The 12,885-nt window shown below is 72.6% G+C and carries 11 protein-coding genes; 3 read left to right on the top strand and 8 right to left on the bottom strand.

Annotation, left to right across the window (positions count from 1 at the left end):
- Window positions 1-59: 59 nt before the first annotated feature.
- The 4 genes from AOK24_RS29820 to AOK24_RS29805 form a co-directional block, all read right to left on the bottom strand.
- Window positions 60-716 (bottom strand): HAD family hydrolase, encoded by a 657-nt coding sequence (locus tag AOK24_RS29820; RefSeq protein WP_055723147.1) that lies wholly within the window; start codon window positions 714-716, stop codon window positions 60-62.
- A gap of 1 nt (window position 717) precedes the next feature.
- Window positions 718-1,638 carry a pseudouridine-5'-phosphate glycosidase gene (locus tag AOK24_RS29815; protein WP_055723146.1) on the bottom strand — a complete coding sequence of 307 codons (921 nt, stop codon included), beginning with the start codon at window positions 1,636-1,638 and terminating at the stop codon, window positions 718-720.
- 112 nt (window positions 1,639-1,750) lie between these two features.
- Window positions 1,751-1,990, bottom strand: coding sequence for a response regulator transcription factor (locus AOK24_RS29810; protein ID WP_055723145.1), 240 nt, complete (start codon window positions 1,988-1,990; stop codon window positions 1,751-1,753).
- Between the two features lie 32 nt (window positions 1,991-2,022).
- On the bottom strand, window positions 2,023-3,267 hold the full coding sequence (locus AOK24_RS29805) for a multidrug effflux MFS transporter (protein ID WP_055723144.1): 1,245 nt from the start codon (window positions 3,265-3,267) through the stop codon (window positions 2,023-2,025).
- 94 nt (window positions 3,268-3,361) lie between these two features.
- Between AOK24_RS29805 and AOK24_RS29800 the strand changes: the two genes are divergently transcribed.
- Complete coding sequence (locus AOK24_RS29800) at window positions 3,362-3,877, top strand: MarR family winged helix-turn-helix transcriptional regulator (RefSeq protein WP_055723143.1); 516 nt, start codon at window positions 3,362-3,364, stop codon at window positions 3,875-3,877.
- On the opposite strand, the gene asnB is transcribed toward AOK24_RS29800, so the two are convergent.
- The 3 genes from asnB to AOK24_RS29785 form a co-directional block, all read right to left on the bottom strand.
- Window positions 3,846-5,675: an asparagine synthase (glutamine-hydrolyzing) gene (gene asnB, locus AOK24_RS29795; RefSeq protein WP_055723142.1), complete on the bottom strand. Its 1,830-nt coding sequence runs from the start codon at window positions 5,673-5,675 to the stop codon at window positions 3,846-3,848. The genes AOK24_RS29800 and asnB overlap by 32 nt on opposite strands.
- A gap of 98 nt (window positions 5,676-5,773) precedes the next feature.
- Window positions 5,774-6,958: a cytochrome P450 gene (locus AOK24_RS29790; protein ID WP_055723141.1), complete on the bottom strand. Its 1,185-nt coding sequence runs from the start codon at window positions 6,956-6,958 to the stop codon at window positions 5,774-5,776.
- 110 nt (window positions 6,959-7,068) lie between these two features.
- Entirely contained in the window at window positions 7,069-7,656 is a 588-nt protein-coding gene (locus tag AOK24_RS29785) for a hypothetical protein (RefSeq protein ID WP_055723140.1), read from the bottom strand.
- A 318-nt stretch (window positions 7,657-7,974) separates the two neighbouring features.
- Here AOK24_RS29785 and AOK24_RS29780 point away from each other — a divergent pair, with 318 nt between their 5' ends.
- Window positions 7,975-11,559 carry an nSTAND1 domain-containing NTPase gene (locus tag AOK24_RS29780; protein WP_055723139.1) on the top strand — a complete coding sequence of 1,195 codons (3,585 nt, stop codon included), beginning with the start codon at window positions 7,975-7,977 and terminating at the stop codon, window positions 11,557-11,559.
- Between the two features lie 9 nt (window positions 11,560-11,568).
- On the opposite strand, the gene AOK24_RS29775 is transcribed toward AOK24_RS29780, so the two are convergent.
- Complete coding sequence (locus tag AOK24_RS29775; RefSeq protein WP_055723138.1) at window positions 11,569-12,465, bottom strand: NAD(P)-dependent oxidoreductase; 897 nt, start codon at window positions 12,463-12,465, stop codon at window positions 11,569-11,571.
- 96 nt (window positions 12,466-12,561) lie between these two features.
- Between AOK24_RS29775 and AOK24_RS29770 the strand changes: the two genes are divergently transcribed.
- The coding region (locus tag AOK24_RS29770) for a winged helix-turn-helix transcriptional regulator (protein ID WP_055723148.1) at window positions 12,562-12,885 on the top strand (324 nt) is incomplete at its 3' end.

The following is a 12,885-nucleotide window of genomic DNA, read 5'->3' as shown; positions in this document are numbered from 1 at the left end:
CCCCCGCCGAACCTCATGCGGGACCTCCACGCCATCTTCGACGGCTACGGCTTCCCCCCTCAGAGCACCGCCGACACCACCCCGTCGAACGAATCGGCGACCACCAGCGCCCCCGACTCCAGCAACTGATCGGCCGTAGCCACCCCGTACGAGACCCCGACGGAGGCCATCCCGGCGGCGGAAGCCATCTCGATGTCCCCCACGGCGTCGCCGACGACCACGCACCGCTCGGCAGGAAGCGCGAGCTTGTGGGCGACGTACAGGGCCATGTCGGGCGCCGGCTTCCCCCGCTCCACCGAGTCGTGCCCGGCGACGAAGGCGAACCGGTCGAGGATCCCGGTGGCCCGCAGGGTCCGCACCGCGGCCTCGTGTGTCTTGGACGTGGCGATGGCGAGCGTGTGCCCGAGGTCGCGCAGCTTGGTGAGGCCCTCGGCGACGCCGGGGTACAGCATCCGCTCGCGTTGCTCCTCAAGGTGTTCCCCGAACCCGGCCCGATAGGCGGCCATGGCCTCCGCGACCTGGGGATGGTCCACCGGCAACTGGAGGAGCCCGGCGAAGTTCTGGTCGAGGGGTTTGCCCACGGTGGCGCGCACCGCGGCCTCGTCCGCCTCGCGCCCGAGGCCGCGCAGCACCTTCATGGTGATGGAGACGATCGCCCCGGGCGTGTCCGCGAGGGTCCCGTCGAGGTCGAAGATGATGCCCTGGTACCGGGCCATGTCAGCGCTCCTCTCGGGTGGCCGCCAGCGCGACCGCGAACTCGCCCGCGACACGGGCTGTCGACAGCAGTACCGCCCGGGTGGCGGCGGCGCTGCGCCCGGCGGTGACGGACGTGAGCGCCCGCATCAGGAAGGGGCTGATCGCGTTGCCGCGTACGCCGGCCGCGTCGGCTTCGGCGAGTGCGGCGGCGATGGCGGCCTCGATCTCGTCCCCGTCCAGGGCGTCCTGCTCGTCGATGGGCGCGGTGAGCAGCACGGACCGGTCCCCGTTGACCTCCCAGTGCAGCCAGGTGGCCCGGGCGGCGACCGCGAGATCGTCGACGCGGCTCACGGGGACGTCGGACTCGCGGACGTAGAACGCGGGCAGGGTCCCGGTCTGGTACCCGAGCACCGGCACGCCCGCGGTCTCCAAGTATTCGGCGGTGAGCCCGAGATCGAGGATGGACTTGGCCCCGGCGCACACCACGGCGACCCGGCTGCGCGTGAACTGCTGAAGGTCGGCGGACACGTCGAACGTCTCCTGGGCCCGCCGGTGCACGCCGCCGATCCCGGCGGTGGAGAACACGCCGATCCCGGCGCGGGCGGCGGGAACGACCGTACCGGCGACGGTGGTTGCGCCGAGCCCCCCGCCGGCGAGGACGGGCCCGAGGTCCCGTGCGCTGACCTTGGGCACGCCCTTGCTGGAGGCGAACCGCTCGATGAGGTCGGCGTCCATGCCGACGACGAACCGCCCGTCGACGATGCCGATGGTCGCGGGGACGGCCCCCCGGTCCCGCACCGCCTTCTCGATCTCCAGGCCGAGTTCCGTGTTGGCGGGATACGCCGGCCCGTTGACGATGAGCGACGACTCCAGCGCGACGACGGGACGGTGTTCGTCGAGGGCGGTGCGGACCTCGTCGCTGATGTCGAGGAGCGGATCCATGGGTAACGGCCTTTCCGTGGGGGTCGATACGCCGCACACCCTGCCGTCCGGTACCGGCGGGCGCATCACGTCTTCACGTGATGTTCCGGGGGCGTGCGGCTGCGACGATGGCTCAGTCGCCGGAGTCGAACTGGAGGGCGTGGCGCACGAGTTGGACCCGGCTGCGGATGGCGAGCTTGGCGTAGACGTGCCGCAGGTGGGTGTCGACGGTGTGCGGTGAGACGACGAGGTGCGCGGCGACGGCGCGGTTGCTGAGGCCGGTGGCGACGAGCCGGGCGACCCGTAGCTCCGCGCGGGTGAGGCTGTGCCAGCCGGTGACGGGACGGGGTCGGCGGGTTTCGGTCGGTGACATGCGGGCGAGCCTCACGCAGCCCGCAGCGGCGGTCAACGCCGCTCGCCAGAGATCGTCAGGTGCCCGGACAGTGTGTCAGGTCGAGGCTCCCCCGCATCGCGCGTGAGCAGCAGCGCGAGCAGTGCGACGAGGCAGCATCCGGCCATGCCGGTGAAGAGCGGTACGGCGGTGTCGTCGCCGCCCAGCCCGATGAGCGGCGCGGCGACCGCCCCGAGGACGCCCTGGAGGGTGCCGAGGACGGCGGAGCCGGTGCCGGCGGCGTCCGGGACGCGTTCGATCGCCAGCGCCGTGGCCGTACCGAAGACCTGGCCGAGGCCGAGGAAGGTGACGGCGATCAGGCCGAGGGCGAGGACGCGGTCCAGGTGGCCGGTGAGGGTGACCAGGAGGGCGGCGGCGCTGGCGGCGAACATGGTGAACAGGCCGATGTGCAGGAGGAGTCGGGGTGGGAAGTGGCCGACGAGTCTGGTGTTGGCGGTGCTGGAGAGGGTCGCGGTGAGGGCGCCGAGGGAGAAGGCGACGGACGCCTGTCCGACGGTGAAGCCGAGGACGTTCTGGAGGAGGAACGCCGAGCCGGAGATGTACGAGAAGAGGGCGCCGCAGGCGAAGACGAAGGCCAGCGTGTAGCCGACGTACACGCGGTCGGCGAGGACGGAGCGGGCGGTCTGGAGGGTGGCCGCGATCCCGCCTGCGCGGCGGCGCTGCGGCGGGAGGCTCTCGGGGATGAAGAAGAGGGCGGCGAGCAGCATCAGCAGGGTGATCGCGGCGAGCGCCCAGAAGACGCCGCGCCAGCCTCCGGCGTGGGTGACGACGGCACCGCCGGCGAGGGGGGCGACGATCGGGGCGATGCCGCCGAGGGCGATCAGGACGCCGAACAGCTTCGCCGCGACGGCGCCGGTGGCGACGTCCGAGACGACCGCGCGGCCCACGACGAGTCCGGCGGCGCCGCTGAAGCCGGTGACGAAGCGCAGGGCGATGAGGGTGGCGAGGTTCGGGGAGAGCGCGCACAGGGCGGTGGCGAGCGTGCACACTGCCGCGCCGATGAGGATGGGGCGCCGGCGGCCGTGCCGGTCGGAGAGGGGGCCGAACACGAGTTGGCCCGCGGCCTGGCCCAACAGGAAGGCGGTGAGGGTGAGTTGCACGCCGGAGGCGTCGGTGCCGAGGTCGTCGGCCATGGTCGGGAAGGCCGGGAGGTACATGTCCGTGGCGAGCGGCATGCCGAAGGAGAGGAGGGCGAGGGTCGCGGTGAGGAGGGCGGCGGGCCGGGGTGGCGAGGACATCTCGGGCTCCAGACAGCGTCGTTGGGGAAGTGCGGGGGCGCGGACAGCCCACCGTGGATAGCTATAGATATATAAGCATTGTTAGGGTGGGCGCATGAACGCGAAGGCCGACGCCGAACTGCTGCGCGAGGCGCGGGACTTGGCCCCCGCCCTGCACGCCCTGGGCCGCGTCCTGCGCCTGCGCGGCCCCGCCGAGGCCGGGCTCCCCACACTGCCCCCGGCCGAACTGGACGTGCTCCGCCAGCTCCTGGACTCCCCCGGCAGCAAAGTCGGCGCGCTCGCCCAGGAGTTGGGGATGCACGCGAGCAACGTCAGCACGACCGTGCGCGCACTGGTCGCCCAGGGGCTGGTGCGCCGCGAGCCGGACCCGGCGGACCGGCGCGCCGTACGCCTCTTCCCGACCCTGGCCGCCGTCCAGGGCATGGCGATGATCGAGCAGGAGTGGGCGCGGCTGTTCGCCGAGTCCCTGGCGGCGCTGACACCGGCCGAGCGGGCGGCACTGTCGGGGGCGGCCCCGGCGCTGCGCTCGCTCGCCGGGACGCTGAGGGCCCGCCGTACGGACGACGGGCCCGGGACGGTCACAGCTCGACGCGCACCCCGTACGACCTGACCCACCGGTCGAACTCGACGAGCCGTTCCAGGACGGCCCGCGCGCTCCAGGGGCCGCCCATCGCGTAGCTGCCCTCGGGGGCGTCCAGCAGGCGGCGGATCTCCTCGCGGGAGGCGAGGCGCAGGACGGGCGCGTCGTCGGCGGCGATCACGGCCTCCAGGCGGTCGCGGACGGCCTGTTCGTAGCCCTTGTCCTGGGTGGAGGGGTAGGGGGTCTTCTTGCGGTCGAGGACCGACTCCGGGAGGACGCCGCGCATCGCGGACCGCAGGAGGCTCTTCTCGCGGCCGTCGTGGTTCTTCATCGCCCAGGGGACGTTGTAGACGTACTCGACGAGGCGGTGGTCGGTGAAGGGGACGCGTACTTCGAGGGCCGCCGCCATCGAGATGCGGTCCTTGCGGTCGAGGAGGAAGTTCTCCCAGCGGGTGAGGTTGAGGTACGTCAACTCCCGCATGCGCGCCTCGTGTCCGCTCTCCCCGGCGAGCCGGGGCACCTCCTCCAGGGCCTCGGTGTAGCGCTGTTTGACGTACCCGGTCAGCCCGAGCCTGCCCCACAGGCCGAGCGTGCGCAGGGCGCCCATGCCGCCCGCCTTCTCGAAGGGGTGGTGCCAGGGGAAGGTGTCGGCCTCGATCGCGGCCGGGTCGTGGAACCAGGTGTAGCCGCCGAAGAGTTCGTCCGCCGCCTCCCCGGACAGGGCGACGGTCATGCGCTCCTTCAGCGCCCGGCACAGCAGCAGGAGCGAGTACTCCATGTCGCCCGTCGAGACGGGCAGGTCCTGGGCGCGCAGGACCTGTTCGCGTACGTCGTCGTCGAGGACGTCGGCGTTGTCGAGTTCGACGATGACGTGCTCGGCGCCGACATGCCGGGCGACCTCGACCGCGAACGGGGTGTCGGGGTCGGACCACTGGACGTTCGCCTCGAACTGCTCGCCGAGTCCCTTGTAGTCGACGGAGAACGCGAGGACGGGCTTGTCGCTGTTGCGGGTCGCGAGGGCGGTGACGGCGCTGGAGTCGAGGCCGCCGGACAGGAGCGTGCCGACGGGGACGTCGGCGACGAGCTGGCCGGCGACGATCTCCTCAAGGAGCGTACGGACGTGGGCGATCGTCGTGTCGAGGTCGTCGGTGTGCTCGTGCGCGGCCAGGCGCCAGTAGCGGATCTCCTCGCTGCCGGACCGGGTGAACCGCAGGACCGTGCCCGGCAGGACCTCGCGCATGCCCTTGAACACGGCGTGGCCCGGCGTCTTCACGATGCCGAAGACCTCCCGCAGGCCCTCGGCGTCCACGACGGCCTCGGTGTCGGGGTGCGCGAGGATCGCCTTGGGTTCGGAGCCGAAGATCACGCCGTCCGGCGTGGGCCAGTAGTAGAGGGGTTTGACGCCCATCCGGTCACGGACCAGGAGGAGTTCCTCGGTGCGCGGGTCCCACAGGGCGAGGGCGTAGATGCCGGTCAGGTGTTCGGCGAAGCCGGCTCCCCACTCCTCGTAGGCCCGCAGGACCACCTCGGTGTCGGAGTCGGTCCCGAAGGCGTGCCCGAGCGCCCTCAACTCCTCGCGCAGTTCCCGGTAGTTGTACGTCTCGCCGGTGTAGGTGAGGACCGGTCCGGCCGCCGCCTCCATGGGCTGCCGGCCGCCTTCGAGGTCGATGACGGCCAGCCTCCGGTGGGCCAGCAGCGCGCGGGGCGAGGTCCACACCCCGTGCGCGTCCGGCCCCCGGCACTCCAGTGTGCTGTTCATGCGCTCGGCGACGGACACGTCCCCGCTCAGATCACGCTCGTACCCGATCCATCCGGCAAGTCCGCACACGGCGGGCCCCTCTCCTCGTCAGGACATCCGCCCGAGCCTGCCGAGACGGGAGGGGAGGGGGCAACGCGGTGATCACGACTCCGTCAGGTGGACGGGGTTCACCAGGCCACGGGCAGCCGCTCCACACCGTGCACCGCGCGTCCGGCGAACGCGAACTCCTCCGGTTCCTTGGCCAACTTGAGGCCCGGCAGCCGCTCGAACAGCATCGGCAGCGCGATCTGGAGCTCCGCGCGGGCCAGCGACTGGCCGAGGCAGTGGTGCAGGCCGTGGCCGAAGGCGAGGTGGCGGTCGGCCGCGCGGGTGAGGTCGAGGGTGTCCGGGTCCGCGAAGGCCGCCGGGTCGCGGTTGGCCGCCTGGAGCGCCACGACGACGCCCTCGCCCGCGCGGATGGTGACTCCGGCGATCTCGACGTCCTCGGTGGCGATCCGCCGCATGCCGACGTGGACGATCGTCAGGTAGCGCAGGAGTTCCTCGATCGCGCCGGGTACGAGGCTGTCGTCGGCCCGCAGCGCGGCGAGCTGCTCGGGGTGGCGCAGCAGGGCGACCGTACCCAGCGAGAGCATGCCGGCCGTCGTCTCGTGCCCGGCGATGAGGAGTTGGACCAGGAGCCCGGCGGCCTCGGCGGCGGTGGCCTCGCCGGTGGCGACGCGCTCGGTGGCGAGGCGGCTCATCAGGTCGTCGGAGGGGGTGGCGGCCTTGGCCGCGAGGAGTTCCTGGAGGTAGCCGAAGAGGGCGCCCCAGCCGGCGCGCATCGCCTCGGGGCCGGCCGAGACCGTGGCGAACGCGGCGGCCTGGCGGTGGATGAACTGCCGGTCGGCGTAGGGGACTCCGAGGAGTTCGCAGATCACCAGGAGCGGCAGCGGGAGCGTGAAGTGTTCGACGAGGTCCGCCGAACGCCCTTGCGCCTCAAGGCCGTCGATGAGTTCGGCGGTGATCCGCCCGATCGCCGGGCGCAGTTGCTCCACCCGGCGGAACGTGAACTCGGGGATCAGCATGCGGCGCAGCCGGGTGTGGTCCGGCGGGTCCATCGCGAACAACTGGCCCGGCGTGCGCGGGGGCGTCGTCGGCTGGAGCCCCGGGAAACCGGGCCGGACGTTCTCGGAGCTGAACCGGGCGTCACTGAGCACGGCCCGCGCGTCGTCGTACCGCGTGACCAGCCACGGAGTCAGGTCGCCCCAGAGGGCGATGCGGTCCAGGGGGCGTTCGGTGAGCCAACTCCGGTACTCGGCGGCGGGATCGAGGAGGGGACGCTCGGCGGGAAGTGACGGCAAGGTGGGGGGCATGTGAAGGATCGTAGGCGAGTTGCTTCAGCTTTCACATACTCCCGGACGCCACTCCCGGACACCGGCCCGGGCACTCTGCCCGTGGCCGGTGCGAGGACAGCGGCGAGGGCTCAGCAGACTCGGACGCCGTCGATCATGTCGTTCCAGGGGGTGTTCGCGAGGCTGTCCTCCGTGTGGGGGGCGGTGCTGGTGAACTTCTGGACCCAGGAGCCGCCCTGCCAGTTGTAGAACTTGGCCACTGTGCCGCGGGTCTGACTGTTCTTGTACGAGGTGAGGGTGTCGTTGTTGAAGGCGTAGTCGTTCAGGTCGCGGAATGCGCAGGTGGTGAACGACAGCTTGGTGCCGGTCCAGTTGGCATCCCGCCACAGGCACAGATACCGGTCGCCACAGCTGGTGTCGGTCACGCCGGGCACGGCCATCGTGATGGTCGCGCTGCCGTCCTTCGCCCGGATCTCGTTGTACCCCACCTGTTCCGCCGGAACCTTCATGGCCGCCAGCTGGGCGTCCACCCGGTCCTGCACCTGGGCTGCCTGCCGGGCCGAAAGGCCCACCGCCTCGGCCTGCGCCGCGTACGTCGACTCGGCCGGCTGCGCGGCCCGGTCCGCGGCGACTGCGGTGGCGCTGCCGGCTCCGAGCGCCAGCGCCATACCGCACAGCAGGGCCGCGGAGCGCTTCGTGATCTGGGATCGGACCTTCATGGGTTTCCTCCGTTGGTGAGTTTCGTTCCCTGAGCGGCTCCGGGCGCCGTCGGACGGGCTCCGGCGGGCGGCCCTGTCTCTCCGGCCGATCGGCGAGACAGCAGGATGCGCAGGGCCCCCCTCGGTACCGCTCACCCACCGATTCCAGTGGCCGGCTCATTGATAGGCAGGGCTGTTCCGGCGGCCAATCAATGGCCGGGGTGACGTTTCGGGCCGGGTTGGGGGGTGAAGAGGTGAGGTGTCCGGTGTGGGACGACTGGTGAGGGAGGGATGTTGGCGGGGCGTCGTGAGGTGCCGGTGGATCCGGGGGCGGGTCCGGTGCAACGGTTCGCGTTCGAGCTGCGCAAGCTGCGGACGGAGGCGGGCGGGATGACGTACCGGGCGATGGCCGAGCGGGCGGGCTACTCGGGCACGACCCTGTCGCAGGCGGCAGCGGGCGAGCAGTTGCCCACGCTGGCGGTGACCCTGGCCTACGTGGCGGCCTGCGGGGGCGACGCGAGCGAGTGGGAAGCCCGTTGGAAACAGGTCGTGGACGACACCGCGACCGGCGCGGAGGAGGGCGGCGAGGGGGCGGACGCGCCCTATCGGGGGCTGGCCCGGTTCGAGCCGGGCGACAGCGGACTGTTCTTCGGCCGGGACCGCCTCACCGGCGAGCTGCTGGATCTGCTGCGGCGCGAGCGGTTCGCCGCGGTGTTCGGCCCGTCCGGCAGCGGCAAGTCCTCCCTGCTGCGCGCGGGCCTGATCCCCGCCCTCCAGCACTCCCGGGAACCCGGCCTGCGGCCGGCCGTGATCCGGATCCTGACGCCCGGCGATCACCCCGTACGCGCCCACGCCCCTCTCCTGGACGCGGGCAGATCCGGCGACGGCGGCACGGACACGTTCGTGATCGTCGACCAGTTCGAGGAGGTCTACACCCTCTGCCGGGATCCGGCGGAACGCACCCGCTTCATCGACCTCCTGCTCGCCGCCCGCCGACCGGAAAGCCGCTTACGGGTGCTGATCGCGGTCCGCGCCGACTTCTACGGCCGCTGCGCCGAACACCACGCCCTGGCCGACGCGTTGCGCGACGCCAACCTGCTGGTCACTCCGATGAACCCGGACGAACTGCGCGACGCCATCGTCAAACCGGCCACAGCCGCCGGACTGACCCCGGAACGCGCCCTGACCGCCCGCATCATCCGGGACGTCGCCGACGCGTCCGGCGGCCTGCCTCTGCTGTCGCACGCGCTGCTGGAGACCTGGCGAAGGCGCCGGGGAAGAACACTCACCGAAGCCGCGTACGACGCCGTCGGCGGGGTGAGCGGCGCCATCGCCCGGACCGCGGAGCTCCTCTACACCCAGCTCTCCCCCGGACAGGCCGCTGTCGCCCGCGACCTGCTGCTGCGGCTCATCACCCCCGGCGACGGAGCCCAGGACACCCGCCGCCCCGCGCTGCGCACCGAACTGGCCGCAGACGGCCGCGGCGACGCCGCCCTGGTCCTGGAACGACTGGCCCGCGCCCGCCTGGTCACCGTCGACGACGACACCGTCGACCTCGCCCACGAAGCCCTGATCACCGCATGGCCGCGCCTGCGCACGTGGATCGAGACCGACCGCGAACTCCTGCGCGCACACCGGCGTCTGACCAGTACGGCCGGGGAGTGGGCAGAGCACGGCAGGGACGACGGGGTGCTCTACCGCGGAGCACGGCTGGCCGAGTGGGACGACCGGGACACCGTCCGGCTCAACGCTCTCGAACACGAGTTCCTGACGGCGAGCCGCGCACACGCGCAGGCCGAGCGGGCGGCGGTGCGGCGCCGTGTGCGGCTGACCGTGAGCGGGCTGACGGCGGCGGTGGTCGCCCTGGCCGTCCTCGCGGGCGTCGCGTTCGTCCAGGCCCGGCGGGCGGAGGCAGGCCAGGCGCTCGCGTTCTCCCGGCAACTCGTGGCGAGCGCGCGCGGGCAGGCCCAGCTCGACCCGGAGCTGGGCCTGCTGCTGGCCACGCGCGCCTACCGGACCCGTGCGACCGACGAGACCGAGGCGGCACTGCGCCAAGCCGTGTTCGAGTCACGGGTGCGGGCCGTGCTCACCGCCCACGGCGGGCAGGTCCTCGGGGTCTCGTTCAGCCCGGACGGCCGGCACCTCGCCACCAGCGGCGGCGACGGCACGGTACGGGTGTGGCGGTACGGCACGACGCTGCGGGACCCGGTGGTGCTGCGCGGCCACGACGGCGAGGTGTGGACGCCTGCGTTCAGCCCGGACGGCACCGGGATCGCGGCGGCCGGCGAGGACGGCACCGTCTCGGTGTGGAAGTGGGCCCGCAGCGCCGAGCCGGTGATCCTGCGAGGGCACACGGCACAGGTGTGGACCGCCACGTTCAGCCCGGACGGCCGCAGCGTCGCCGCCGCCGGTGACGACGGCACCGTACGGATCTGGAACGCCACGGGGAGAGGCGAACCCGTCGTGCTGCGCGGCCACGACGGGCGGGCGCTCGGCGTCTCGTTCAGCCCTGACGGACGCCGCCTCGCCAGCAGCGGCGGCGACGGAACGGTACGCGTCTGGGACGTCGGGAGCCGGCGCACGACCGTGGTGCTGCGCGGGCACAGCAACTCCGTGGAGGCGGTCGCCTTCAGCCCCGACGGACAGCGCATCGCCACCGCGAGCACCGACGGCACCGCGCGTCTGTGGGACCCCGACGCCCCCGCCGAGTCGGTCGTGCTCGGCAGCCACGACGGCACGGCCGAGGGCATCGGCTTCAGCCGGGACGGCGCCCGGGTCGCCAGCACGGGCAACGACGGCACCGTACGGATCTGGAACGTGCGTCACCGCGCCGCCCCGCTGATCCTGCGCGGGCATCGCGGCACCGTGACCGCGGTCGCGTTCGCCGCCGACGGACGGCGCCTGGCGAGCGCCAGCCAGGACGGCACCGTACGGATCTGGGAGGCGGCCCCGACGGGCAGCGACAGCGTCCTGACCGGGCACGACGGGCCGGTGTGGGCGGTGGTGCCGAGCCGGGACGGCCGCCGGCTCGCCAGCGCCGGTTCCGACGGGACCGTGCGCGTCTGGCGGACCGGGAGTCCAGCCCCGCCGACCGTGCTGCGCGGGCACGCCGGTGACGTCCTCGGGGTGGCCTTCAGCCCGGACGGACGCCGGGTCGCCACAACCGGCGACGACGGGACCACACGGATCTGGCCGCTGGACAACGCGACGAAACCCGTCGTGCTGCGCGGCCACGACGGGCCGGTGTGGGCTGCGCAGTTCAGCCCCGACGGACGCCGGCTGGTCACCGCCGGCAACGACGGCACCGTACGGATCTGGCAGACCACCTCGGGCACGCAATCCCTGGTGGCCGACACCGGCCAGGACAACGTGCGGTACGTCGCCTACAGCCCCGACGGGCGACGCGTGGCCGCGGCCGGCCGGGACGGCACCGTCCACGTCCTGGACCCCGCCACCGGCAAGGACCTCAACGTCCTCCGTGGTCACAACGGCCTGGTGTGGACAGTGGCGTTCAGCCCCGACGGGCGGTACCTCGTCAGCGGCGGCAACGACGGATCGGCCCGGTTGTGGGACCTCACCGAGCCCGGCAGGCCACGGGTGCTGAACGGGCATCAGGGAGTGGTGTGGAGCGTGTCGTTCGGTCCCGACGGACGTCGGGTGGTGACCAGCGGCAACGATGCGACCACCCGGATCTGGAGCACCACCGGCAACAGCCCGCCCGTGGTCCTGCACGGATTCGGCGCCTCCGTGGAGAACACGAACTTCCTGCCCGGCAATCGGTTCGTCAGCTCGCACGACGACGGCACCGTACGCGTCTGGACCTGCCTGCCCTGCGAACCGATCGGCGAGGTCCTGCGGCGTTCCCGGGAGGGGATCACGCGGGAGCTGACCCACGAGGAACGGGCCGGTTACTCATTGGGGTGACACGCACCTCTAGCGCATCAGCAGGTCGACCACCCCCGTCAGACCCTCCTCGCCGCCGCCCTCGGCGAGCCGGCGGCGCATCAACGCGAAGTAGGGGGCGAGGAGTTCGGTGCTGACGCCCTGCTGTTCGGCGGTGTCCAGGAAGGTCGGCGTACCGGCCGTCTGCATCGCGAGGGACGAGACGACGCCCTCCGTGTAGTCGCCGGTCCGCAGCTGGTCGGCGGTCTCGTGGACCGCCGGGGCCATCGCCGTGAGCCAGTCGGCGAGCAGCGGGGCCAGGGACGTGGGGTCGATGCCCTCCTTGCGGATCAGGGCGAAGGCGTGCGCGGCCCCGGCGAACATCCCGTACATCGCGCTGAGCAGGGCCACGTCGTGCAGGGCCGCGAAGCCCGCGTCGTCGCCGACGTAGGTGGTGGCCGCCGGGACGGCCAGGGTCGCCCGGTGGCGTTCGAACAGCTCCGGCGAACCGCTGTAGAAGACGTACCCGCCGGCTTCGGGTACGCCGATCATCGGCGGGACGGCCATGATCCCGCCGTCCAGGTAGCGGGCACCGCGCTCGCGGGCCCACTGCGCGCGGGCGCGGGCCTGGGCGGGGGTGCCGGTGGTCAGGTTCACCAGGTCGCGGCCCGTCAGGTCGGCGCCGGACAGCGCCTCTTCGACCGTGGCGTCGTCCAACAGGCAGACGACGACCAGGGAGTTCGCGGCGACCGCCTCGGCGGCGGTGTCCGCGACGTCGACGTGCGCGCCGTCGGCCGCGAGCGCGGCGGCGCGGGACGGGGTGCGGTTCCAGACGGTGAGCGGGTGGCCTGCGGCGAGCCAGGCGCGGGCCAGTTCGGTGCCCATCGCGCCGAGGCCGAGCAGCGTCAGGGGCGTCAGGGGCGTCTTCTCAACTGCGTTGCGTGTCATGCCGATTAGGCTCGTCGCGGGCCCGGAGGTGATCAAGTACGCACTTCGGAGTGGGTGGTTACCCCGGGGTGAGTGAGCACGTCGGAAGGGTGCGGTATGACGACACTGAACCGGCCGGGCGGACCGGACGGACACGCCTGCGGCATCGACACGGCGATGGAGGTGATCGGCGGCAAGTGGAAGGTGCTGGTCCTGTGGGCGCTCCACGAGCGTCCCTCCCGCCGCTTCGGCGAGCTGCGCCGCCTGCTGCCGGGGATCACCGAGAAGGTGCTCGCCTCGCATCTGCGGGAGATGGAGGCGGACGGGGTGGTGCGGCGTGTCTCGTACGACGAGGTGCCGCCTCGGGTCGAGTACTCGTTGACCGAGGACGGGGTGCGGCTGAACGAGGCGCTGGGGCCGTTGGCCGCGTGGGGGCGGGGG

The organism is Streptomyces niveiscabiei (assembly GCF_001419795.1).
In the GTDB taxonomy this organism is placed as follows: Bacteria; Actinomycetota; Actinomycetes; order Streptomycetales; family Streptomycetaceae; genus Streptomyces; species Streptomyces niveiscabiei.
The sequence above is the reverse complement of the archived record's forward strand: the minus strand, read 5'-3'. Positions and strand labels throughout refer to the sequence as shown.

Bases quoted from the DNA above. Each gene is read 5' to 3' on its own strand.
- AOK24_RS29820 (WP_055723147.1), bottom strand. From the start codon at position 716: ATGGCCCGGTACCAGGGCATCATCTTCGACCTCGACGGGACCCTCGCG.
- AOK24_RS29805 (WP_055723144.1), bottom strand. From the start codon at position 3,267: ATGTCCTCGCCACCCCGGCCCGCCGCCCTCCTCACCGCGACCCTCGCC.
- AOK24_RS29800 (WP_055723143.1), top strand. From the start codon at position 3,362: ATGAACGCGAAGGCCGACGCCGAACTGCTGCGCGAGGCGCGGGACTTG.
- AOK24_RS29815 (WP_055723146.1), bottom strand. From the start codon at position 1,638: ATGGATCCGCTCCTCGACATCAGCGACGAGGTCCGCACCGCCCTCGAC.
- AOK24_RS29785 (WP_055723140.1), bottom strand. From the start codon at position 7,656: ATGAAGGTCCGATCCCAGATCACGAAGCGCTCCGCGGCCCTGCTGTGC.
- AOK24_RS29810 (WP_055723145.1), bottom strand. From the start codon at position 1,990: ATGTCACCGACCGAAACCCGCCGACCCCGTCCCGTCACCGGCTGGCAC.
- AOK24_RS29775 (WP_055723138.1), bottom strand. From the start codon at position 12,465: ATGACACGCAACGCAGTTGAGAAGACGCCCCTGACGCCCCTGACGCTG.
- AOK24_RS29790 (WP_055723141.1), bottom strand. From the start codon at position 6,958: ATGCCCCCCACCTTGCCGTCACTTCCCGCCGAGCGTCCCCTCCTCGAT.